Raw genomic sequence first — 21,407 nt, 5'->3', positions numbered from 1 at the left:
ACACCGCCCTGCTCGGCGTACCCGCGGCGAGGTGCCGCCCGGCACTGTCTCCTCGCTGTGCACATCGGGTGGTGATCGGCGCACGCCCTCTTGTGCCCCGGTCGTCTTTACGCTTTCTTGATCGGCATGGCGGACACCACGGGCAACGCGGACACCACAGGAAGCCACGGGACCGGGGAGAGCATCCCGGGTCCCCGCAAATCCAGTTGGAAGTACATCGGGCCGGGCATCGTGGTCGCCGCGACCGGTGTGGGCGCGGGTGACCTCGTCGCCACGCTCATCGCCGGCTCGAACTTCGGCTACACCCTCCTGTGGGCCGCCGTCATCGGCTGCCTCGTCAAGATCTCCCTCGCCGAGGCGGCGGGCCGCTGGCACCTGTCCACCGGCCGGACGCTCTTCGACGGCTGGGCGAGCCTCGGCCGCTGGACCTCGTGGTTCTTCGGCGTGTACGTCGTGGTCTGGGGCTTCGTCTACGGGGCGGCGGCCATGTCCTCGTCGGGTCTGCCCCTGCAGGCGCTGTTCCCGGACGTCATGGACCTCAAGTGGTGGGCTATTCTCACCGGTCTTGTCGGTCTGGTCTTCGTCTGGTTCAACAAGTACGCGGTCTTCGAGAAGGTCATGACCGTCCTGGTGGGCGTCATGTTCGTCGTCACGGTGTACCTCGCGATCCGCGTCACCCCGAACCTCGGCGAGGCGTTCGCCGGCCTGCTGCCGGTCCTGCCCGACGAGAAGGACTCGATCCTCAACACGCTCGGCCTGATCGGCGGCGTCGGCGGCACGATCACGCTCGCCGCGTACGGCTACTGGGTCAACGCGAAGGGCTGGACGAACACCGGCTGGATGAAGGTGATGCGGTTCGACAACCGGGTCGCCTACGCCACCACCGGCATCTTCGTCATCTCCATGCTCTTCGTCGGGGCGGAGATCCTCCACTCGGCCGACATCGCCATCGCGAGCGGCGACAAGGGCCTGATCCAGCTCGGCGACATCCTGGCGGACGAGTACGGCACGGCGACCGCCAAGTTCTTCCTCATCGGCTTCTTCGCCACGTCGTTCACGTCGCTCATCGGTGTCTGGCACGGCGTGAGCCTGATGTTCGCGGACTTCGTGGAGCGCTACCGCCGTGGCCGGGCCGCCGCCTCGCCGGAGGCGAAGGACGGCCGCGGCGGGAACGCGGCCCCGGGCGAGCGGGCGGCCTCGGGCGAGGAGGTGGCGTCCGGCACCCACGAGAGGTCCTGGCCCTTCCGTGCCTACCTGCTGTGGCTGACCTTCCCGCCCATGGTCCTGGTCTTCCAGGGCCAGCCCTTCCGCCTGATCATCCTGTACGGGGTCCTGGGCGCGGCCTTCCTCCCGTTCCTCGCCCTCACCCTGGTCTGGCTCCTCAACTCCTCGCGCACCCCGGCCGAGTGGCGCAACGGCCTCCTCAGCAACGCCATGCTGACGATCGCGGGCCTGCTCTTCGTCGTCCTGTGCGTGAAGCAGGTCTGGGACCAGCCCTGGTCGGAGTTCTTCTGATCCCGCCTCCACCCCGGAGCGGGACCGGGGCCGGTCCTGCTCCGGGGTGACGCGCCGCCCTACGGCAGCCCGTGCACGTGCGGGCCCACCGCGTTCGACCACGCGTTGCCCGCGGTGGCGTCCCAGTTCGTCGACCAGGTCATCGCGCCGCGCAGGTCCGGGTAGGTCCTCGACGGCTTGAACGAGCCGCAGTTCGTGCCCTTGGCGAGGCAGTCCAGGGCGTTGTTCACGATCGACGGGGAGACGTATCCGCTGCCCGCGCCGCGCGTCGACGCGGGGACGCCGAGGCCCACCTGGGACGGGGCGAGGCCGCCCTCCAGCTGGATGCAGGCGAGGGCTGTCAGGAAGTCCACCGAGCCCTGCGAGTACACCTTGCCGTCGCAGCCGAGCATCGAACCGCTGTTGTAGTACTGCATGTTGACGACCGTGAGGATGTCCTTGATGTTCAGGGCCGTCTGGAAGTAGGAGTTCGACGTCGACTGCATGTCGATCGTCTGCGGGGCCATCGTGATGATCAGCGAGGAGCCCGCCTTCGAGGACAGGGACCGCAGGGCCTGCGTCATGTAGGTGGCGTTGAGGCCGTTCTCCAGGTCGATGTCGACACCGTCGAAGCCGTACGTCTGCATCAGCGAGTGGACGGAGTTCGCGAAGTTCGCCGCCGAGGCGGAGTCGTTCACCGCCACCGTGCCGCGCTCGCCGCCGATGGAGATGATGACCTTCTTGCCCGCGGCCTGCTTGGCGCGGACGTCCGCCTTGAACTGGTCGACGGTGTAGCCGCCGAGTCCGGCCGAGTCGAGGGTGAAGGTCACCGCGCCGGGAGTGGCCGTGGCGTCGGCGAAGGACACCGCGATGATGTCGTACTGGGAGGGGACGTCGGAGATCTTCTGGACGGCCGCGCCGTTGTTGAAGTTCTGCCAGTAGCCGGTCACCGCGTGCTTGGGCAGCGTGCCCCCGCCGCCGGAGGACGCCCTGGTCGTCCCGGTGACCGTCGCCGACCTCGCGGACTCACCCGCCGTGTTCGTCGCGGTGACCTGGAAGGGGTACGAGGTGGAGGCGGCCAGGCCGGTGACGGTCGCCGAGGTGCCGCTCACCGCGAGGACCTTCGTACCGCCGCGGTAGACGTTGTAGCCGCTCGCGCCCGACACCGTGTTCCAGGCGAGGGAGACGGACGAGGAGGTCGTGGACGCCACGTTCAGACCGGCCGGCGTGGACGGGACGACCGGGTCGGGGTCGCCGCCTCCGCCCCCGTCGGGCCCGAACACGGACACGTCGTCGGCGAAGTACGCCGCCTGCCCGTACCAGCCGTGCGTGTAGACGGTCACGGACGTCGTGTTCGCGCCCGTCGTGAAGGACGTCGTCAGCTGCTTCCAGGACGCGGAGTCCGGCGTCCAGGCCGACACGTCCGTCGTACCCGTGCCGCTCGCGCCGAGGTACGCGTACCCGCCCCGCACCCACGCGCTCAGCGTGTACGTCGAGTTGGCCCTCACCGCCACGGTCTGGCTGCACCGGGCGTTGTCCTGCCCGGCCGGCGTGGCCTTCAGGGCGCCCGCGCCCGCGTGCACGGGCGAGGAGACGGTGGCGCCGCTGCCCGCCGAGCAGGTCCAGTGGGAGAGCCCGGACTCGTAACCGGCGTTCTTGGTGTTGTTGACGTCCGCGGCCGAGGCCTGGCCGGCGCCGGCCAGGGAGAGGGCGGACGCGGCGAGTACGGCGGCGAGTGCACCCGCCCATGTCCTTCTGCGTCCGGGCATGCCTGATACGCGGTCCACTGGGGCCTCCGGTGGGGGAGTGGGGGTGAGGAGGGGGTGAAGGGGGACGAGCGCGATGGCCACCGCAGGACGTCCAAACTGGTCCAGACCAATCAGGTTGTCAAGACCTTTGACGAGCTCAACGCCCCTGCCGGACCGCTCAGTTGGGGCATATGCGCCTCACTCTGTGTGGATCACGTGGGCACCTTGTGTGAATTGATCTCAAGGATCCGGTGTTGGGTGGCGCATGCCGTGGATAAGGTGCAGTTGCGGATGGGTTCCATCGTGGCGATGTGTGTCCGTCCGTGAGGTTTTCATGGCGAAATAGGGGCGATCTGAGGCGGTGGCCGACCACCCCGCCGCAGTGAACGGGGTGGTGTGCAGCGTGCCGACCGCGATAGCCGTCACCAGTTCCGACCTGGTGCTCCCGCCGCACGACCGGCAGACGCCGCCCGCCGCCGTCCAGCCCCTCGAAACTCTCGAAAGCTCCCTCACCGGGATGCACGCGCTCATCGAGCAGCACGGGTACGTGATCGCGCTGTACCCGGCCTCCACGCGAGGTGACGTCACCCGGCGGCTGCACGCCGTGCGTTCCGTCCTGGAGAGCGACCGCATCGCGCTGCTCGGACTCGACCTGCCGCCCCTCGGACTCGCCCTGCTCGCCCAGCAGTTGCGGCAGCTCTCCGTCTGCGACTTCAGTCCCGGCGTGCTCGCCTCCTCGGCGCGGCTGCTCGCCCACTACATCTATGCGGGCGCCCTGCTGAACTCGGTGGCCAAGCTCGACCGGGTCCCGGTGTCCCTGAAGTCGCACGCCAAGTCGTGGATGCCGGGCGCCCAGTTCGCCGTACTGGCCACCCCGCGGCCCCAGCTGGTACGCGTCGGCCAGGAGGAGCTCACCGGGCCCGAGTTCGGGACGCGGATGCTCGTCGCGCCCGGGCAGCTGCCCGCCGAGTGGGTCACCGGGACGCTCGCACCCGCCTGGCGCGTGCAGAGCGTCGCGACCGTACCGCTGCCCGCCGAGTCGACCCGCTGGTGGGGCACGGGAAAGACCGTCGAGTTCGCCGCGGGCCTCCACGACGTGTCCGTGCTGTACCAACTCGTCTCGTCCGTACGGCGCGAGGAGTGCCACTGGTGCGGGCTGGAACTCATCGGCGACCGCTGCGGCTTCTGCGCGGCCCCCTTGCCTTCACCCTCGTCACGGGAGCTTTCGACGGCCACCGGGCGGGCAGCCTCTTCGGTACGCGCCCTGCCCCGAGGGGCCACGTGAGTCACGCATGTCCTGCACGTACACGTGAATAACGGTGCACAACAGGCACGTTGAACGAGTTACGAGGCACGCAGTACCCCGCACGACCGCCAGGCCCCGCTGTCCTCCCGCTTACCCGATCGAGGTTGTCCGCGTCATGCTGCATCACCCCGGGGGGCGACCCCCGGACCCCCAGCAGAACAGCAGGCCAGCTCAAGTACTCGGAACCGCCCCACGAGGTGAGATGTAGTGAACTCACGCCAGCGCCGCGGCGTCATCCTGCTGGTCCTCTCGGTCCTGTGCGCCGTGGGTGCCTTCGCCGGAGTGCTGTCGGTGATCCGCGACGTGAAGTCGAAGGTCGGCCCCGAGGTCACGGCGTACCGGCTGAAGGACGACATCGCGCCCTACAAGGAGCTGTCGGCCGACCAGTTCGAGAAGGTCTCCATGCCCGAGCGGTGGCTCTCGTCCACCGCGGTCACCAGGCTCTCCGAGGTGCGCGGCAAGATCGCCGTCACCCAGCTGAGGAAGGGCTCGCTGCTCCAGAGCGACATGATCGTCGACCGGCCCGCGCTGGAGGCCGGCCAGCAGGAGATCGCGATCCTGATCGACGCGGCGACCGGTGTGGCGGGCAAGATCAACCCGGGTTCGCGGGTCAACATCTACGCCACGTTCAAGGACGAGCGCGACAACGGCAAGGACCAGTCGAAGGTCATCGTGGAGAACGCCCGCGTCATCGACGTCGGCAAGCTGACCGCGCTCGACCCCGGCCAGTCCAGCAACGACCGCCGCCGCACCGCCAGCGAGGCCGTCCCCATCACGTTCGCCCTCGACACCGCCGACGCCCAGCGCGTCGCGTACGCCGAGTCGTTCGCCGAGCACGTCCGCCTCGCCCTCCTCGCGGACGGCTCCGACGCCACCGTCGCCCCCGGCGACCGCTCGTACACCCTCGACGAGGACAAGTAGGAGGCCGTGATGCGCTCAGCCCCCACGAAGTCGTCCCACGCGAGGACCTGCCGATGACCGTCCGCATCCTGCCCGCCGTCGGCGACATCGACTCGGCCCGCGCCCTCAGCACGCTCCTGAGTCAGCTCGCCGACGCCGAACCGGCCCCGCCGGTCGCCGACACCACGGCCCTGCTGGACACCCTGGCCCGGCTGGCCGCGGAATCCCTGGACGAACTGCCCGAGGTCGTCCTGGTCCACGAACGCGTCGGACCCGTCCCCGCACTCGACGTCATCCGCGACCTGGTGCTGCGCTTCCCGGCCGTCGGCGTCGTCCTCATCACCGCCGACACCAGTACGAGCGTGCTGACCGCCGCCATGGACTCCGGCGCACGCGGCATCGTCGGCCTGCCCCTCGGCTACGACGCCCTCGCCGAACGCGTCCAGGCCGCCGCCGCCTGGTCCACCGGCATGCGGCGCCACCTGGGCAGCAGCACCCCCGAGCTGTACGCGGGACCCGGCGGCACGGTCGTCACGGTGACCGGCGCGAAGGGCGGCGTCGGCGCCACGGTCACGGCCGTCCAACTCGCCCTCGCGGCACAGGCGTCGGGCCGCTCCGTGGCGCTGCTCGACCTGGACCTCCAGTCCGGTGACGTGGCCTCCTACCTGGACGTGCAGTTCCGCCGCTCCATCGCCGACCTCGCCGCGATCAGCGACATCAACCCGCGGGTCCTCCAGGACGCCGTCTTCACCCACGACACCGGGCTCGGACTGCTCCTCGCCCCCGCCGAGGGCGAGCGCGGCGAGGAGATCACCGACCGGGTGGCCCGGCAGGTCCTCGGCGCCCTGCGCTCCCGCTACGACGTCGTGGTCGTCGACTGCGGCGCCCAGCTGAACGCGGCGAACGCCGCCGCCGTCGAACTCGCCGACCAGGCACTGCTGCTGGTCACCCCCGACGTCGTCGCCGTCCGCGCCGCCAAACGCATGGTCCGCATGTGGGACCGCCTCCAGATCCGCAAGGCCGAGGAGACCCGCACGGTGGTCAACCGCTTCGCCCGCGGTACGGAGATACAGCCCTCCCTGGTCGAACGCGTCACCGGCACCAAGGTCGCCCGTACCACGGTCCCCGCCGCCTTCAAGGAACTCCAGTCCGTCGTGGACGCGGGCCGCATGCAGGACCTGGACGCCCGCTCGACGGTCAAGCAGGCGCTGTGGTCCCTGGCGGGCGAGCTGGATCTGGTGGCCGAGCAGCCCGCCGGGGGCGGCGGCCGTCGCCGCAGGTCCTCCTCGGACAAGGGCGCCCTCGCACTGCGCCGCAAGGGAGGCGACCGGGGCGCGGTCACCCTGGAGTTCGCGGGCATGTTCCCGATCCTGCTGGTCGTGATGACGATCCTGTGGCAGTGCGCGCTGTACGGCTACACGTACTCCCTCGCGGGGAACGCGGCGGACGAGGCGGCGCGGGCGGCCACGGCGGCGTACGCGGTCGACGGCGATGTCGGGGGAGCCTGCGAGACCGCCGGCGGGGAGAACCTGCCGGGCGCCTGGGACGACGCCCAGATCGGCTGCGCCCCGGCCGGGCCGGTCATGAGGGCCACCGTCACCGCCCAGGTGCCCCTGTTCTTCCCGGGCTTCGACGCCGGCTGGACCGTCGAGGGAGAGGCGGGCGCCGCACTGGAGGGGGACGACTGATGAAGCGGCTGACGAAGCACCTTCCGCAGCGCCTCTGGAGGCGGTTACGGGACCACCGGGACGACCGGGGTGTCTCCATGCTGGAGTTCGCCGGATTCCTGCCCATCCTCCTCGTCATCGGGATGGCGGCCATCCAGCTCGGCCTCATCGGCTACGGCATCAACCAGGCCGGTTCGGCGGCGCGGGCCGCGGCACGGGCCGCCTCACAGGGCGACAACGGCGCCGCGGCCGGGCAGGCCGCGGTGAGCGGATGGCTCAACCCGAACGTATCGGCTGCCGAGGGCGCCGACCTGACCACCGCGACGGTCACGCTCCAGGTGCCCGCCGTCATCCCCCTCCTGCCGAGCGTGACCGTGGAACGCCACGCCACGATGCCCACCGACGACTGACCGAGAGACCGAGCGAACCGCACGACCGAACCGCACGACCGAGACACCGAGAGGAGGCGACCCCATGAGCCTGCGAGCCCGTATCGCCGCACCCGAAGAGAGCGGACCCGGCCGCGAGGACGGCCACCTCGTCGCCATATACCGCGCCAAACTGCTCGAAGAGATCGACCTCGCGGAGATGTCGAGCCTCGCGGCGGCCGAGCGCCGCATACGCCTGGAGCGCGTGCTCGGGCACATCATCAGCCGCGAGGGCCCGGTCCTGTCGACCGCCGAACGCTCCCAGCTGATCCGCCGGGTCGTGGACGAGGCCCTGGGCCTCGGCGTCCTGGAACCCCTCCTCGCCGACGCTTCGATCACCGAGATCATGGTCAACGGCCCGGACTCCATCTTCGTGGAGCGCGCCGGGCGCGTGGAGCAGCTCCCGCTCCGGTTCGCCTCGAACGAGCAGCTGATGCAGACCATCGAGCGCATCGTCTCCACGGTCAACCGCCGCGTGGACGAGTCGAACCCGATGGTGGACGCCCGCCTGCCCACCGGCGAGCGCGTGAACGTCATCATCCCGCCGCTCGCCCTGACCGGCCCCACCCTCACGATCCGCCGCTTCCCGCGCGCCTACACCCTCCCGGAGCTGATCGGCCTCGGCTCGCTCGACGAGCAGATGCTGATGCTGCTCGCCGCGTTCGTCCGCGCCCGCTTCAACGTCATCGTCAGCGGCGGTACGGGCTCCGGGAAGACGACACTCCTCAACGCGCTCTCCGGACTCGTCCCGTCCCACGAGCGCATCATCACCATCGAGGACTCCGCGGAACTGCAGCTCCAGCAGGAGCACGTCATCCGCCTGGAGTCCCGCCCGCCGAACGTGGAGGGCAAGGGCCAGATCACCATCCGCGACCTGGTCCGCAACTCCCTGCGCATGCGCCCCGACCGCATCATCGTCGGTGAGGTCCGCGGCGGCGAGACCCTCGACATGCTCCAGGCCATGTCGACGGGCCACGACGGCTCCCTCGCCACCGTCCACTCGAACTCCGCCGAGGACGCCCTGATGCGGCTCCAGACCCTCGGCTCGATGTCCGAGGTGCAGATCCCCTTCGAGGCGCTCAAGGACCAGATCAACTCCGCGGTGGACGTGGTCGTCCAGCTCACCCGGCACGCCGACGGCTCCCGCAAGGTCACCGAGATCGCCCTGCTGGTCTCGCACGGCCGCGAACAGTTCCGCATCGTCCCGGTCACCCGCTTCGTGTCCCGCCCGACCGGCCCCGACCGCGTCGTCCACGGCCACTTCGAACACCTGCCGCTGCCCCGCTCGGTCGCGGAGAAACTGTTCGTCGCGGGCGAACCGCTGCCGCCCGCCTTCGGGGTGGCGGAGGCGATCGACGTCCTCAACACCCGCCAGGCCATCGGATGACGCCGACCCGCCGGGCCACCGGCGAGACGACGCCCACCCGGACCACGGGGGAGAGGGCACGGCTCCGGGTCGGCGGGCAACCGCCACCCACCCGGGCCACCACCGGAGACACGAGAGAGAGGAGCGAGCCGTGAACAACGCCGTCCCCCTCGCCCTCGGCGCCACCATGCTGTGCGGCACGCTCGCCGTGGCGGGCGTCCACACCTACGCGTCCGGCCGCGCCCAGCGCCAGGACCTCGTCGACCGCCTCTCCGGCGGGCCCCTGCGCACCGCCGCGGGCCGCGCCCGCCGCTTCGCCGCCGTCGACCGCCGGCTGCGCCGCACCCGCCTGGGCCGCACCATCCAGCTGAGGATCTCGGCGACGGGCCTGGACGTGACGGCGGGCGAGTTCTTCACGTACGTCGCCGCCGTGGTCGTCGCGCTGTGGCTGATCGCGGCCGCCGCCCTGGCGCCCTTCTTCGGCCCCATCGCGGGCCTCCTCGGCATGTGGAGCGCCGCGATCTTCCTCAACTGGCAGCGCCAGAAACGCATCGAGGCGTTCATCAACCAGCTCCCGGACGTGGCCCGCCTGCTGGCCAACGCGGCAGCGGCCGGCCTCGCCCTGCGCACCGCCCTCGCGATGGCGGCGGAGGAACTGGAAGCACCCGCCGGTGAGGAACTGGCCCGCGTGGCGGACCAGCTGACACTGGGCCGCTCGGTCGACGACACCCTCGGCGAGCTGGCCGAACGTCTCCCGTCCCGCGAGCTCGTCGTCCTCGTCACCACGCTGGTCCTCTCCAACAAGGCGGGCGGCTCGGTCGTCAACTCCCTGCGGAACCTGACCCAGACCCTGGAGGACCGCAAGGAGACACGTCGTGAGGTCCGCACGATGCTCTCCGAGGTCAACGCGACGGCGTTCACGGTCCCGCTCCTCGGCCTCGGCTCGCTCCTCCTCATCAACTCCTCGAACGAGGGCGCCCTCGCCAAGGTGACCGGCTCCCCGCTCGGCCAGACCCTGGTGCTGATCTCCATGGGGCTCTACACGATCGGTTTCTTCGTCATCCGCCGCCTCGGCAAGATCGAAGTATGAGGAGGGGATCACGGTGCTCGCTCTGCTGCTCGCCGCACTGATGGGCCTCGCGGTCGCAGGCATCCTTCTGGGCGTCCGCATGTACCGCGCGGAGGCCAAGCTTCCCGGCGACATGGCGCTCGCCCTGGAGGTCGGCGCGACCCGTGTCTCCACGGCGGAGTCGGCCGTCGACCGCCTCGGCATGCGCTTCGCCCCGCTCGTGCTGCGGGTGATGGGCCCGCGCCGCGTGGACGCCAAGCGCCGCCGCATCGACATGGCGGGCAACCCCGGCGGCCTGACCCTGAACCGCTACGCGGCCCGCCGGGCGGTGTACGGCGTCTTCGGCGTCCTGCTCTTCCTGATCTTCCTCACCAACGGGCGGCTCCTCTTCGCCCTGATGGCCCTCGCCTTCGGCCTGCTGGCCGCCGACGCCCTGATCTGGCAGGCGATCCGCGAACGCAAGGAGGTCATCGACCGCACCCTCCCCGACTTCCTGGACGTCCTGGCGGTCGTGGTGTCGGCGGGCCTCGGCTTCCGCCAGGCCCTGGACCGCGTCGCCGACCACTACGAGGGGCCGTGGGCGGACGAACTGCGCATCACCCTGCGCCAGATGGACATGGGCGTCAGCCGCCGCCAGGCGTTCGACGAGCTGCGCAGGCGCAACTCCTCCGAGCAGGTCGCCCAGTTCGTCTCGGCACTGCAGCAGGGCGAGGAGCTGGGCTCCCCGATCGCCGACACCCTCATCCAGCTCGCCACCGACATGCGCCGCACCGACGCCCAGAACTCCCGCCGCCGGGCCGCGAAGACGATCCCCAAGGCGACGATGGTCACGCTGGTGTTCATGCTCCCGGCCACGATGATCCTCATCGCCACGGGAATGTTCCTCGGCTCGGGCACGAACTTCGGCTCAGTCCTGGGGCGTTGAGATGACGGCCAGCTGGAAGCACCGGTGGGCGGAGCCCCCCTTCAAGGGGCGCCGTCAGGAGCGCGGAGAACTGCGCGACCAGCCACGACGGACCCGCAGCCTCCGCACGGCCCTCCCCACCGGCGGCTCCGCCAAGTGGGCCACAGGCTACTTCGCGGACGACGCGGCAGCGCCCGGCAGCGTCCGCCTCCAGCTCAACGCCCTACAGGCCCTGTGCCGCCAGGCGTTCGCCGTACGCCTCACCCTCATCGCGATCGGCGCGCCCTTCGCGACCGCCAACGCGACCGACGGCCTGCCCCGGCACGCCGTCCTCACCGCCGCGGTCCTGGGCGTGATGGGCTCGTACGCCATGCTCAGGGACTGGGACCGCTTCGCCCCCCGGCTCCTGGCCCACCCCACCCTCATGGCAGTGGACCTGGTCTTCGGCGCGATACTCCTGCTGACGGCGTCCCCGGCCTCCCCGCTCGCGTACGCGGCCGTCTGTACGCCCCTCCTGGCGGGCCTGCTGTACGGCTGGCGCGGCTCCGGAGTCTTCACGGGCCTGCAACTGGTGGTCCTGCTGACGGTGTTCAGGGCGTGGGAACAGCGCCCGGGCGCCGGTGCCAGCACCCTGCTGATCGCGGGCTTCTGCGTCGCCGCGGGCATCATCGGTGTCACCCTGCGCAATCTGATGTTCCACTTCGGCACGGCGAGTCAGGCCCTCGCGGAGGCGAACTCCCGCCTGGCCGTCGCGGAGGCCGTCGAGTCCGAACGGGCGCGCCTGGCCCGGGAGATGCACGACTCCGTGGCGAAGACCCTGCACGGTCTCGCGCTGGCCGCCGAGGCCCTGGCGGTGGCCGCGGACCACGACACCGACCCCCGCGCGCTCACGTCCCAGGCCGCGGCGGTGGCGGGTGCGGCACGCCGGGCGGCGGCGGAGTCCCGGGACCTGCTCACCGACCTGCGGGACCACACCACCCTGTCGAGCCCGCCCGCGGACCTGGCGACGGAACTGGCGTCCAGGGTGGCGGACTTCGAGTCCCGTACGGGTATCAGGGCGACCTTCACCCACCGGCCCGCCCCGGCACCGGCCCGCGAGACCGCCACTCCGGCCCCGACCCCGACACCGGCCTGCGAGGCCGCCACACCAGTTCCCACGCTCCCTTCCGAGGCGCCCAGACAGCTCCTGGCGATCGTCTCGGAGGCCCTGGAGAACGCACACCGTCACGCGGGGGCGACCCGCGTGGACGTGACCCTCGACGCCTCGCACCCTGTCCTGAGCCTGACCGTGCGGGACGACGGCGCCGGCAGCGCCGTGTCCCTCGACGACGTACAGGTCCTGGCGAGATCCGGCCACTTCGGTCTGCTGGGAATGCTGGAGCGCGCGGCGTCCGTGGGCGCGTGCCTGCACCTGCGCACAGCCGAGCGCGGAGGCACGGAGGTCACCGTGGACCTCCCGCCCGCCGCCCCCTTGCCCGCACCTTCCTCTCACACTCCTCAAGAGGAGGCCGCACATGCCTGACCAGGCACTTTCCGGCCCGCCCCTGCGAGTGCTCGTGGCCGACGACAACCCGGTCGTCCGGGCCGGCCTCGCGGCCCTGCTCGACGCCCACCCCGGCATCCGGGTCGTGGCCCAGGCGTCCAACGGCGCGGAAGCGGTCGCGGCCGCGACCCTGCACCGCCCCGACGTGATCCTGCTCGACGTGCGCATGCCCGGCACGGACGGCCTGACCGCACTGCCCCCGCTGGCCCGGCTCGCTCCCGTGATGATGCTGACGTACAGCAGCGAACCCGAGGTGGTGGCCGAGGCGTTGCGCCTGGGCGCCGTCGGGTATCTGGTCCACGGAGAGTTCACGACCCCCGAACTGATCACCGCCGTGCGGGACTTGCACTCCGGAATGGCCACTTTCACATCCTCCGCCGCCGATGTGTCGGATTCGCTCGGTGTTTCGTACGAACCGAACCAAAACTCTTCGCATGTGCAATCAGTTGTGGCACAGTCGTCGGAGGCTCGACCTGTCCATGCGGCGGGGCTCCACCGTCGCGGCCGCAACCGACGCGATTTCGGTCTGAGTTCACGGGAGGTGGAGGTCATGGATCTCATCGCGGCCGGCATGAGCAACCAGCAGATCGCCGCCACGTGCTTCATCAGCGAGAAGACGGTCAAGAATCACATCAACCGCATCTTCGCAAAGCTGCACGCTTCCACGCGCAGCGAAGCGATAGCCCACTGGCTGGGCACGGCCCACGGGGGGTGGAACCGGTGACTCCGACGACGGGAAGTTGGGCCCCTGGACCCACCCCCAGTAGGCGGGTTCTCACGTACGGTGCGCGGGACGGTAGTGGTTCTGGGTGGGAAGGAAGCGGTCGTGGTGGCGAAGGACTGGACGCTGAGGGCAGCGGTGGGCGTGGAGCGGGCCGTAGAGGCCTGGGCCCAGAACGTGTCCGCCCGGACGCGGGGGCAGGACCGCGACCGGGGAGCCGGATTCGTGGAGTACGCCGGCCTGATGATCCTCATCGCGGGGATCTACACCTTGATCGACCAACTCGGCCTGGACGGCAAGATCTCCCAAGCCATCGGCAACGCGGTCAACAAGGTCATCGCGGGATAGCGCTGTTCCGTTTCCGAGGAGACCAGGGTTCGACCCTTCCCATCTACATCTGGTTGACGGGAATCCTGCTCTTCGCCGCGTTCGCGTTCTTCGCGTTCGCCCAGGCGGCGTCCGCCCGCAACGGTGCGCAATCCGCGGCGGACGCCGCCGCGTTGGCAGCCGCGCAGGACGCCCGCGACGAACTGATGGAAGGCCTTGGGGGCGCCATCGGAACGGACGACCAGTGGCTGGACTGGCTCGACGGTGACAAGTTCGAGGGCGCCGGGGCCACGGCCGCGGCCCAGCAACTGGCCGCCGAGAACGACTCAACCGTCCAGGGCGGTGCCCAACAGGTCGCCATCAACGCGCTGCCCGGATTCCGGGTGGCCGTCGAGACGAACTACACGGTGGGCGACTCGATCATCCCTGGCACCGAGACAAAACATGCCAAGGCTGATGCCGTTGCCGTCATCGAACCCCGGTGTGACTTCGACCTCGACGCCGATCCCACGAAACTCATCACGTTGGACTGTGACGGCGAACCCGTGGACATCGACCCCGAAGATTTCGAATTGGACGACCTTCCCGACGCGTCCGTGCTGTTCTCTGTGCATCTGGCCGAGTGAAAGGAAGTCGTACCGATGAACGTTCGGCGCACCACGAAGGGCCGCACGGTACTGACCGCGGTGGCGATCACGACTGGGCTGGTCCTCACGGTGGCCGGCTGTGGCGGGGGAGGCGACGACGGCAAGTCGGACAAGACGGCGTCTTCCACCCCGGCCAAGAGCGACGACAAGGAAAATGGTCAGGACAAGGAGTCCGAAGCGGCCGAGCCGGACCAGGTCCTGGCCGAGGTGAAAAGCAACGGCATCACGCTCACGGTCACATCCGCCAAACGGGACGAAGGCGGATTCGTTACCGTCCAGGGCAGGGTGACGAATGCGACATCCGGGCTCTGGATCGCGAGTGAGTGGCAGAGCGACGAGACGGAACTGCAGAAGAACGGGGGTTCCCTGGCGGGCGCCAGTTTCGTCGACCAGAAGGGCAAGAAGAAGTACCTCGTCCTCAGGGACACCGAAGGCCGCTGCCTGTGCACGAAGTTCCAGGGCGGTATCGACCAGGGGAAGACCGCTGAATGGTTCGCCCAGTTCCCGGCGCCTCCGGAGGGCACGACGAAGGTGCAGTTCCAGGTGCCGACCATGCCGCCGGCCTCCCTCGAACTCTCCGAGGGCGAGTAGCCATGTCCCTCAGCCTCCGCGCCACGTCGGTCACCCTCACCGCCCTCACCACGCTCGTCTTCATGACTCCGCTGACCTCGGCCCATGCGGACGACGAGGACCCCAGTGCCCCGCCGGGCAGCGTCACCACGTCGCCGCCCCCGGAGGTCGACGCGAACAGCCCGGGGCTGAAGCTCGCCGACGGCGCCACGCTCGCCTCCGCGAAGGTGCTGGACATCAAGTCGGTCGTCGAGGACCTCGGCGGCGAGGAACGCCGCGAGGACACGAACGAGGACGTGACGTTCGCCCTCCAGGCCGAGGTCCTCTTCCCGAAGGACAGCTCGAAACTCAACCCGGAGGCACGCTCGCGCATCGCGGCGATCGCGGCCGAGATCAAGTCCCAGAAGGCCACGAACGTCCGCGTCTTCGGCTTCACGGACAACCTCGGCTCGTACGCCCATGGCCTCACGCTCTCCAAGAAGCGCGCGGAAGCCGTCCACGAGGAGCTCGCCGCCGGTGTCGGAGGGGCCAACGTCACCTTCGTGGTGCGCGGCTACAGCGAGGACTACCCCATCGCCGACAACACCTCGGAACAGGGCCGCCGCAAGAACCGCCGCGTGGAGGTGACGTTCCCGAAGGAGGCCTGAGCCGGTCCTGCAATGGGAGCCGACGCGACGGCCGCCCGGCCGGGTCTCCGGGGCGCGCACCACGTCACGCGACGGCTACCGCGTCCGGCAGCGTGGGCATCCGCACGGCGGGAACGCCGACGTACGCGACACCGGCAGGGCGCCGCCGCGGACCAGGACCTCGATCCTGTCGCGTTCCTCGGCCACGTTGCCGTCCGTGTCGACCCGGTAGACACGGAGCGTCAGGCGGGAGCGCCTGGAGGTGGATCCGAGGAGCTCGTACGGGTCGGTGCGGGGCGGGTAGTGATCGGCGCAGTCCGCGCACGCGTAGACGTTGAAGCCGGGACCCGTGGCGGCGTGCACCTCGTGCACCAGGACGGGCTCCTCCGTGGTGCGCTCGCAGCGGGCACACATCCGTACCGGTGGGCGCGTCATCGGGATGCCACGCGTACGCCGTGGATGCGGGCCGGGCCCACATCGATGCCGAGGGTCGCGAGGTAGGCGGCACGGCGGCGCTCACGCTGGAGCCGGTCTTCCGCGAAGCGGGGCGGTGGGAGGGGGACGAACCGCAGGGGCGGCACCGCACCGAGCCGGTGACGGCCCCGGGGGCGTGGGGTGCAGCAGCTCAGCACTCGGGCGAGGAGGCGAAGGGTAAGGTCCAGCACGTTGGCGCTCCTGATACAGCGTCGGCCATGCCCCGGGACGGTTGCCTCCGTCGCCGGGGTTCTTTCAGTTCTGTGCTGCAACTTATCTCGCCTTGTATCGCTTCGTATAGAGACGTATCTCAATGACAGGGTCCTTATCTGTACGAGTAGCTTTCTGATCATGGATTTTCAACCGGATGCCGAAATCGATCACGAGGGGCCGGTCACGCCCTACCGGCAGTTGGCGGGCATCCTGCATGCCCGGATCAAGCGGGGCGACTGGCAGCCGAACAGGCCCATCTCCAGTGAGACCCAGCTCGTGCAGCAGTACGGGCTGGCGCGCACGACGGTCCGTCGCGCGATCGCGGTGCTCGTGGAGGAGGAGTTGGTCTTCACTGTTCCGCAGCGGGGGACGTACGTCGCTCCGCTGCCGACGCCGAAGGCCCCCGACTCGGCTTGATCACGCCCGCTCCGCGCAAACAAGTTGTCCCCCGCCCACCCTCCGGGTAGGAAGACCGCATGACTGCACTCGGTGCTGTATTCCGACCTCAACTGCCCCCGGAGCGCCTACGAGCCGTGGTCCGCGCAGCGGACGACGCCGGGCTGGAGGAGCTCTGGCTCTGGGAGGACTGCTTCCTGGAGGGAGGCATCTCGACGGCGGCGGCGGCCCTCGCGTGGACGGAACGGCTGCGCGTCGGAGTCGGCCTGCTCCCCGTGCCGTTGCGCAACGTCGCCGTGACCGCGATGGAGACCGCCACCCTGGACCGGCTCTTCCCCGGCCGGGCCGTCCTGGCGGTGGGCCACGGCGTACAGGACTGGATGGGGCAGGTCGGCGCGCGGGCCGAGTCGCCCGTGACCCTGCTGCGCGAGTACCTCCTGGCGCTGCGCGCACTGCTGCGGGGCGAGCGCGTCACGACGGACGGCCGGTACGTGAAACTCGACGACGTGGCTCTCGACTGGCCCCCTCCGGCGCCGGTGCGGATCCTCGCCGGGGCCACCGGACCGCGTTCGCTCAAGCTCTCCGGGGAGGCCGCGGACGGGACCGTTCTCACCGCGAACACATCCCCGGAGGGGGTGCGCAGGGCCCGCCGACTCATCGACCAGGGGCGCGAGTCGGCGTCCCGCACCGAGGCGCACCAGGTGGTCGTCTACCTCCTCGCCGCCACCGGCCCGGACGCCACCGCCCGCCTCCGCGCCGAGCAGGAGACCGAAGGCGTGGCGTCGGTCCCGGACCTCGGGGTCGCCGGGGACGCCGACACCGTCGCCAAGGCCGTGCAACGCCTCGCGGACGCCGGCGCCGACACCGTGATCCTCCAGCCCACCGCCGACGAACCGGACCCCGAGGGCTTCGTCCGCTTCACGGCCGAGAAGGTACGCCCCCTCGTCCCCTGAGCCCCTGGCGCTGATGGGCCCGTGGCCCGGCAGCCGACATCGCTCGCGTCGGCTGCCGGTGCCCAGTGCCCGGCGGCCGGTGTCGGACCGGCCGCACTCGACGGCGCCCGGTCTAGGAACCGCCCGACTGCGGGCGGTACGCCCCGGTCTCCCCGTCGATCAGCTCCCGCACGATGTCCATGTGGCCCGCGTGCCGCACCGTGTCCTCGAGCATGTGGATGAGGACCCACCGCAGCGACACCTCGTGGTCGCGCCACGGAGCCTTGCCGGGTGCGTCCAGCGGCAGCTCGGTGATCACACGGTCGGCCGCCGCGCGGGCCCGGCCGTAGAAGTCCACGATCTGCGCCGTCGTCTCGCCGGGGCCGACCGACATGTCCTCGTCCGTGTACGGGTCGAACCACAGCGGCTCCACCTCGCGGCCGAACGTCGTACAGAACCAGCCGTACTCGACCGACCCGAGATGCTTCACCAGCCCCAGCAGATTCGTGCCGGACGGGGTCATGGGTCGGCGCAACTGCTCGTCGTCCAGCCCCTCCAGCTTCCAGAGCACCGCGTCCCGATGGTGGTCGAGGCTCGCGTGCAGACTTTCCTTCTCGCCGCCGGCGTACGGCATTCCAGCCCCAGGAGTGGTCATTCCGCGAACCTAACAGCGCCCACCGGCACCGCCCACCGGCACCGCCCACCGGCACCGCCCCGCTGGGCGCGGCGAGGGAGGCCGGCAGGGGGGTCGGCAGGGCGAAGGAGTGAGGGACGGCGGTCGGGGACAGCGGCCGGGGAAATCGGTCGCCGCACCCGGGCCCCGCCTGCCACCATCGCCCCATGAGCCCGACCACCCGCACCTTCCACGAACTCGTCGCCGAGGCCGAGGCCGCGCCCACGGAGGGGTGGGACTTCTCGTGGTTCGAGGGCCGGGCCACCGAGGAGCGCCCGTCCTGGGGGTATGCGCGCGCCATGGGGGAGCGCCTGGCCAAGGCCGAAGCCGCTCTCGACATCCAGACCGGCGGTGGTGAAGTCCTGGCGTCGGCGCGGGAGTTGCCGAGGGTCACCGTCGCCACCGAGGGGTGGCCGCCGAACGTCGCCAAGGCCACCGCCCTGCTCCACCCGCGGGGCGCGGTCGTCGTCGCCTCTGCCGAGGACGCCCCGCTGCCGTTCGCCGACGCGGCCTTCGACCTCGTCGTGAGCAGGCATCCGGTGACGGCGCACTGGACGGAGATCGCCCGCGTCCTGAGGCCCGGCGGCACGTACTTCGCCCAGCACGTGGGTCCCGCCAGCGCCTACGAGGTGGTCGAGTACTTCCTCGGTCCGCAGCCCGAGGCGCAGCGCGGCGCCCGCCACCCGGACCATGAGCGGGCCGGCGCCGAGGCGGCCGGCCTCGAAGTCGTCGACCTGCGCGCGGAGCGGCTGCGGATGGAGTTCCACGACATCGGGGCCGTCGTGCACTTCCTGCGGAAGGTGGTGTGGATGGTGCCCGACTTCACCGTCGACCGGTACCGCCCCCAACTGCTCAGCCTGCACGAGCGGATCGAGGCCGAGGGTCCGTTCGTGGCCCACAGCTCCCGCCACCTCTTCGAGGCCCGCCGCCCGGACGCGTAGGACGAGCAGGACGCGTAACCCGTACGTCGCGTCCGGCAGTCCCGGCGCGCGGCTCCTGCGCCTCGTCCCGCAGTCGGGTTACGCAGCCGGGTTACGCCTCGTCCCGCAAGGTCTCGTCCCGCAACCCCAGCCGCAGGTGCTCCACATGGTGCAGCGCCTGCTCCAGCAGCTCGGCCACATGGTGGTCGTACAGCGCGTAGACGATCGACCGACCGCGCCGCTCGCCCGTGACGAGCCCCAGATTCCGCAGCAGCCGCAGCTGGTGCGAGCACGCCGACTGCTCCAGGTCCGCCGCCTCGGCGAGCTCGCCGACCGCGCACGGGCCCTCCCGCAGGCGCGCCAGGATGCGCAGCCGGGAGGGCGTGGCCAGAGCCTGGAGCGTCGCGGCGACGTCCGCGGCGCCGACGGCGTCCAGACGGTCGCGGGTGCTGCTCTTCGCATCGACTCCATGGCCCATGCCGTCATCGTAGCGAGACGGCCCCGCCACGCATCGGAACGAATGAAGACCTATTCATGTGTTCCTGTATGGTGGCGCGCATGTCCGCCCCGACATCCACCCCCACAGCCCTGTCCGCTCCCGCTCCCGTGCGCGTGCGGCCCGTCCGCACGCGTCTGTTCGCCCTTCCCGAAGCCCGCTGGGCCGCCGCCTCCACGGCGGCCTTCCTGCTCGCGCTGCCGCTCCAACTGCTCGGCGCATCCGCCTGGTTGTGGGGCCCGCTGTACGCCGCCGCCTACCTGGCCGGCGGCTGGGAGCCCGCCCTCGAAGGGCTCAGGGCGCTGCGCGCGAAGACCCTCGACGTCGACCTGCTGATGATCGTCGCGGCGCTCGGCGCGGCCTCGATCGGCCAGGTCATGGACGGTGCGCTGCTCATCGTCATCTTCGCCACCTCGGGCGCGGTGGAGGCCCTGGCCACAGCCCGTACCGAGGACAGCGTCCGCGGCCTCCTCGGTCTGGCACCCCCGACGGCCACCCGTCTGCACCCCGACACCGGCGCGGAGGAAACGGTCGAGGCCGCCCGGCTCGCCGTCGGGGACGTCGTCCTGGTGCGCCCGGGGGAGCGCGTCGGCGCCGACGGCCGCGTCCTCGACGGCGCGAGCGACATCGACCAGGCGACCATCACCGGCGAACCCCTCCCCGTACCGAAGGGACCCGGCGACGAGGTCTTCGCCGGCACGCTCAACGGCACCGGCGCCCTGCGCCTCCGTGTCGAGCGCGACCCGTCCGACACGGTCATCGCCCGCGTGGTCGCCCTCGTCGAGGAGGCGTCCCGCACGAAGGCCCCGACGCAGCTCTTCGTCGAGCGGATCGAACACCGCTACGCGCTCGGCATGGTGGCCGCGACCGTCCTCGTCTTCGTCGTCCCGCTCGCCTTCGGCGCCGAGCTCACCGGGGCGCTGCTGCGGGCCATGACCTTCATGATCGTCGCCTCCCCGTGCGCGGTGGTTCTGGCGACGATGCCGCCGCTCCTGTCGGCCATCGCCAACGCGGGCCGCCACGGCGTGCTCATCAAGTCGGCCGTCGTCATGGAAGGCCTCGGCCGGACGGACCGGATCGCCTACGACAAGACCGGCACGCTGACCGAGGGCACCCCCCACCTCACCGAGGCCGTACCGGAACCCGGCTTCTCGGCGGACGAGTTGCTCTCGCTCGCCGCCTCCGCCGAGCACCGCAGCGAGCACCCCGTCGCCCGCGCGATCGTGGCGGCCGCCCGGGACCTGCCGCGCGAGGAGGCGTACGACTTCCGGTCCGCGCCGGGACGCGGAGTGGGCGCGACCGTGGGCGGGCGGAAGGTGGAGGTCGGCTCCCCCGAGCAGCTCGGCGAGCGGGACGCGGTCCCGGGCACCGACGGCACCGCGGTCGTCGTGCGCGTGGACGGCGAGCGGGCCGGCTGGCTGCTCCTCGCCGACCGGCTCCGACCGGGCGCCCCCGAGGCCGTCGCCGCCCTGAGCCGCCTCACCGCCGCCCCGTCCGTCCTCCTCACCGGTGACAACCGCCGCGCCGCCCACGCGGTGGCCGGGCGGACCGGCGTCCCCTCCGACGGCGTACGCGCGGGCCTGCTCCCGCACGAGAAGGCCGAGGCCGTACGGGACCTGGGCGGGCAGGTGCTCTTCGTCGGCGACGGTGTGAACGACGCGCCCGCCCTGGCCGCCGCCCACACCGGTGTCGCGATGGGCCGGGCGGGCTCGGACCTGGCCCTGGAGACCGCGGACGCCGTACTCGTCCACGACGACCTCACGGCGATCCCGAAGGCGGTCGCCCTCTCCCGTCGCGCCCGGCGTCTCGTCGTCCAGAACCTGTGCCTCGCCGGGGTGTTCATCACCGTCCTCGTCACCTGGGACCTGGTCGGCCATCTCCCGCTGCCCCTCGGCGTCGCGGGCCACGAGGGCTCCACGATCCTGGTCGGCCTCAACGGCCTGCGTCTGCTGAGGGAGAGCGCCTGGCGCGAATGAGTCCCCGGCGG

The 21,407-nt window shown here is 71.0% G+C and carries 23 protein-coding genes; 18 read left to right on the top strand and 5 right to left on the bottom strand.

Translation table 11 applies throughout. The annotated features are described in order from the left end of the window. Positions 1-126 precede the first annotated feature (126 nt). Positions 127-1,515: an Nramp family divalent metal transporter gene (locus O1Q96_RS39210; protein ID WP_269252632.1), complete on the top strand. Its 1,389-nt coding sequence runs from the start codon at positions 127-129 to the stop codon at positions 1,513-1,515. A gap of 59 nt (positions 1,516-1,574) precedes the next feature. Here the strand turns inward: O1Q96_RS39210 and O1Q96_RS39205 are convergent, their stop codons facing one another. Beyond that, positions 1,575-3,263 (bottom strand): chitinase, encoded by a 1,689-nt coding sequence (locus O1Q96_RS39205; RefSeq protein ID WP_269252631.1) that lies wholly within the window; start codon positions 3,261-3,263, stop codon positions 1,575-1,577. Between the two features lie 382 nt (positions 3,264-3,645). On the opposite strand from O1Q96_RS39205, the gene O1Q96_RS39200 reads away from it, so the two are divergent. The 13 genes from O1Q96_RS39200 (at position 3,646) to O1Q96_RS39140 (ending at position 15,337) form a co-directional block, all read left to right on the top strand. Then, positions 3,646-4,527, top strand: coding sequence for a hypothetical protein (locus tag O1Q96_RS39200; RefSeq protein WP_269252630.1), 882 nt, complete (start codon positions 3,646-3,648; stop codon positions 4,525-4,527). A 228-nt stretch (positions 4,528-4,755) separates the two neighbouring features. Next, positions 4,756-5,469: a Flp pilus assembly protein CpaB gene (cpaB, locus tag O1Q96_RS39195; RefSeq protein ID WP_269252629.1), complete on the top strand. Its 714-nt coding sequence runs from the start codon at positions 4,756-4,758 to the stop codon at positions 5,467-5,469. A 53-nt stretch (positions 5,470-5,522) separates the two neighbouring features. Further along, positions 5,523-7,136 (top strand): CpaE/TadZ family protein, encoded by a 1,614-nt coding sequence (locus tag O1Q96_RS39190; protein ID WP_269252628.1) that lies wholly within the window; start codon positions 5,523-5,525, stop codon positions 7,134-7,136. Beyond that, a complete protein-coding gene (locus tag O1Q96_RS39185) occupies positions 7,136-7,525 on the top strand; it encodes a TadE/TadG family type IV pilus assembly protein (RefSeq protein ID WP_269252627.1) in 390 nt (129 codons plus the stop codon). Before O1Q96_RS39190 ends, O1Q96_RS39185 begins: the two co-directional genes overlap by 1 nt. 64 nt (positions 7,526-7,589) lie before the next feature. Then, positions 7,590-8,930, top strand: coding sequence for a TadA family conjugal transfer-associated ATPase (locus O1Q96_RS39180; RefSeq protein WP_269252626.1), 1,341 nt, complete (start codon positions 7,590-7,592; stop codon positions 8,928-8,930). Between the two features lie 166 nt (positions 8,931-9,096). Beyond that, positions 9,097-9,999, top strand: coding sequence for a type II secretion system F family protein (locus O1Q96_RS39175; protein WP_269253901.1), 903 nt, complete (start codon positions 9,097-9,099; stop codon positions 9,997-9,999). Positions 10,000-10,012: 13 nt separating this feature from the next. Then, positions 10,013-10,903, top strand: a complete 891-nt coding sequence (locus O1Q96_RS39170; RefSeq protein ID WP_269252625.1) for a DUF5936 domain-containing protein — start codon at positions 10,013-10,015, stop codon at positions 10,901-10,903. A 1-nt stretch (position 10,904) separates the two neighbouring features. Then, on the top strand, positions 10,905-12,404 hold the full coding sequence (locus O1Q96_RS39165) for a sensor histidine kinase (RefSeq protein ID WP_269252624.1): 1,500 nt from the start codon (positions 10,905-10,907) through the stop codon (positions 12,402-12,404). After that, complete coding sequence (locus tag O1Q96_RS39160) at positions 12,397-13,149, top strand: response regulator transcription factor (RefSeq protein WP_269252623.1); 753 nt, start codon at positions 12,397-12,399, stop codon at positions 13,147-13,149. Before O1Q96_RS39165 ends, O1Q96_RS39160 begins: the two co-directional genes overlap by 8 nt. 135 nt (positions 13,150-13,284) lie before the next feature. Then, positions 13,285-13,494 carry a hypothetical protein gene (locus O1Q96_RS39155; protein ID WP_383206485.1) on the top strand — a complete coding sequence of 70 codons (210 nt, stop codon included), beginning with the start codon at positions 13,285-13,287 and terminating at the stop codon, positions 13,492-13,494. Positions 13,495-13,547: 53 nt separating this feature from the next. Next, positions 13,548-14,099, top strand: coding sequence for a pilus assembly protein TadG-related protein (locus tag O1Q96_RS39150; RefSeq protein ID WP_483409989.1), 552 nt, complete (start codon positions 13,548-13,550; stop codon positions 14,097-14,099). Between the two features lie 15 nt (positions 14,100-14,114). Continuing rightward, the gene (locus O1Q96_RS39145) at positions 14,115-14,711 is read left to right on the top strand and encodes a hypothetical protein (RefSeq protein WP_269252622.1); all 597 of its coding nucleotides are present in this window, start codon (positions 14,115-14,117) and stop codon (positions 14,709-14,711) included. Positions 14,712-14,773: 62 nt separating this feature from the next. After that, a complete protein-coding gene (locus O1Q96_RS39140; protein WP_269253898.1) occupies positions 14,774-15,337 on the top strand; it encodes an OmpA family protein in 564 nt (187 codons plus the stop codon). 75 nt (positions 15,338-15,412) lie between these two features. Here the strand turns inward: O1Q96_RS39140 and O1Q96_RS39135 are convergent, their stop codons facing one another. Both O1Q96_RS39135 and O1Q96_RS39130 read right to left on the bottom strand, forming a co-directional pair. Beyond that, positions 15,413-15,751, bottom strand: coding sequence for a hypothetical protein (locus tag O1Q96_RS39135; RefSeq protein ID WP_269252621.1), 339 nt, complete (start codon positions 15,749-15,751; stop codon positions 15,413-15,415). Then, the gene (locus O1Q96_RS39130) at positions 15,748-15,981 is read right to left on the bottom strand and encodes a hypothetical protein (protein WP_269252620.1); all 234 of its coding nucleotides are present in this window, start codon (positions 15,979-15,981) and stop codon (positions 15,748-15,750) included. The genes O1Q96_RS39135 and O1Q96_RS39130 overlap by 4 nt, the downstream gene beginning before the upstream one ends. Positions 15,982-16,141: 160 nt before the next feature. On the opposite strand from O1Q96_RS39130, the gene O1Q96_RS39125 reads away from it, so the two are divergent. Both O1Q96_RS39125 and O1Q96_RS39120 read left to right on the top strand, forming a co-directional pair. Further along, positions 16,142-16,420 carry a GntR family transcriptional regulator gene (locus O1Q96_RS39125; protein ID WP_269252619.1) on the top strand — a complete coding sequence of 93 codons (279 nt, stop codon included), beginning with the start codon at positions 16,142-16,144 and terminating at the stop codon, positions 16,418-16,420. Between the two features lie 59 nt (positions 16,421-16,479). Beyond that, positions 16,480-17,352 carry an LLM class flavin-dependent oxidoreductase gene (locus tag O1Q96_RS39120; protein ID WP_269252618.1) on the top strand — a complete coding sequence of 291 codons (873 nt, stop codon included), beginning with the start codon at positions 16,480-16,482 and terminating at the stop codon, positions 17,350-17,352. Positions 17,353-17,464: 112 nt separating this feature from the next. Here O1Q96_RS39120 and O1Q96_RS39115 read toward each other — a convergent pair whose 3' ends face one another. Next, the gene (locus O1Q96_RS39115) at positions 17,465-17,986 is read right to left on the bottom strand and encodes a DinB family protein (RefSeq protein ID WP_269252617.1); all 522 of its coding nucleotides are present in this window, start codon (positions 17,984-17,986) and stop codon (positions 17,465-17,467) included. Between the two features lie 185 nt (positions 17,987-18,171). Between O1Q96_RS39115 and O1Q96_RS39110 the strand changes: the two genes are divergently transcribed. Then, positions 18,172-18,945 carry a class I SAM-dependent methyltransferase gene (locus tag O1Q96_RS39110; protein ID WP_269252616.1) on the top strand — a complete coding sequence of 258 codons (774 nt, stop codon included), beginning with the start codon at positions 18,172-18,174 and terminating at the stop codon, positions 18,943-18,945. A 91-nt stretch (positions 18,946-19,036) separates the two neighbouring features. Here O1Q96_RS39110 and O1Q96_RS39105 read toward each other — a convergent pair whose 3' ends face one another. Beyond that, positions 19,037-19,402, bottom strand: coding sequence for an ArsR/SmtB family transcription factor (locus O1Q96_RS39105; protein ID WP_217453738.1), 366 nt, complete (start codon positions 19,400-19,402; stop codon positions 19,037-19,039). Between the two features lie 80 nt (positions 19,403-19,482). On the opposite strand from O1Q96_RS39105, the gene O1Q96_RS39100 reads away from it, so the two are divergent. Next, positions 19,483-21,396, top strand: a complete 1,914-nt coding sequence (locus O1Q96_RS39100) for a heavy metal translocating P-type ATPase (protein WP_269252615.1) — start codon at positions 19,483-19,485, stop codon at positions 21,394-21,396. The last annotated feature ends 11 nt before the right edge of the window (positions 21,397-21,407 follow it).

The organism is Streptomyces aurantiacus (assembly GCF_027107535.1).
Classification (GTDB): Bacteria; Actinomycetota; Actinomycetes; order Streptomycetales; family Streptomycetaceae; genus Streptomyces.
Note: the sequence above shows the minus strand (reverse complement) of the source record. Positions and strands in the feature narration are given on the sequence as shown.

What these genes read in the sequence shown, in the direction of transcription:
- O1Q96_RS39210 (WP_269252632.1), top strand. Translation starts at nt 127, where the DNA reads ATGGCGGACACCACGGGCAACGCGGACACCACAGGAAGCCACGGGACC.
- O1Q96_RS39205 (WP_269252631.1), bottom strand. Translation starts at nt 3,263, where the DNA reads ATGCCCGGACGCAGAAGGACATGGGCGGGTGCACTCGCCGCCGTACTC.
- O1Q96_RS39190 (WP_269252628.1), top strand. Translation starts at nt 5,523, where the DNA reads ATGACCGTCCGCATCCTGCCCGCCGTCGGCGACATCGACTCGGCCCGC.
- O1Q96_RS39185 (WP_269252627.1), top strand. Translation starts at nt 7,136, where the DNA reads ATGAAGCGGCTGACGAAGCACCTTCCGCAGCGCCTCTGGAGGCGGTTA.
- O1Q96_RS39180 (WP_269252626.1), top strand. Translation starts at nt 7,590, where the DNA reads ATGAGCCTGCGAGCCCGTATCGCCGCACCCGAAGAGAGCGGACCCGGC.
- O1Q96_RS39175 (WP_269253901.1), top strand. Translation starts at nt 9,097, where the DNA reads ATGCTGTGCGGCACGCTCGCCGTGGCGGGCGTCCACACCTACGCGTCC.
- O1Q96_RS39165 (WP_269252624.1), top strand. Translation starts at nt 10,905, where the DNA reads ATGACGGCCAGCTGGAAGCACCGGTGGGCGGAGCCCCCCTTCAAGGGG.
- O1Q96_RS39160 (WP_269252623.1), top strand. Translation starts at nt 12,397, where the DNA reads ATGCCTGACCAGGCACTTTCCGGCCCGCCCCTGCGAGTGCTCGTGGCC.
- O1Q96_RS39145 (WP_269252622.1), top strand. Translation starts at nt 14,115, where the DNA reads ATGAACGTTCGGCGCACCACGAAGGGCCGCACGGTACTGACCGCGGTG.
- O1Q96_RS39140 (WP_269253898.1), top strand. Translation starts at nt 14,774, where the DNA reads ATGACTCCGCTGACCTCGGCCCATGCGGACGACGAGGACCCCAGTGCC.
- O1Q96_RS39135 (WP_269252621.1), bottom strand. Translation starts at nt 15,751, where the DNA reads ATGACGCGCCCACCGGTACGGATGTGTGCCCGCTGCGAGCGCACCACG.
- O1Q96_RS39125 (WP_269252619.1), top strand. Translation starts at nt 16,142, where the DNA reads ATGGATTTTCAACCGGATGCCGAAATCGATCACGAGGGGCCGGTCACG.
- O1Q96_RS39120 (WP_269252618.1), top strand. Translation starts at nt 16,480, where the DNA reads ATGACTGCACTCGGTGCTGTATTCCGACCTCAACTGCCCCCGGAGCGC.
- O1Q96_RS39115 (WP_269252617.1), bottom strand. Translation starts at nt 17,986, where the DNA reads ATGACCACTCCTGGGGCTGGAATGCCGTACGCCGGCGGCGAGAAGGAA.
- O1Q96_RS39110 (WP_269252616.1), top strand. Translation starts at nt 18,172, where the DNA reads ATGAGCCCGACCACCCGCACCTTCCACGAACTCGTCGCCGAGGCCGAG.
- O1Q96_RS39105 (WP_217453738.1), bottom strand. Translation starts at nt 19,402, where the DNA reads ATGGGCCATGGAGTCGATGCGAAGAGCAGCACCCGCGACCGTCTGGAC.
- O1Q96_RS39100 (WP_269252615.1), top strand. Translation starts at nt 19,483, where the DNA reads ATGTCCGCCCCGACATCCACCCCCACAGCCCTGTCCGCTCCCGCTCCC.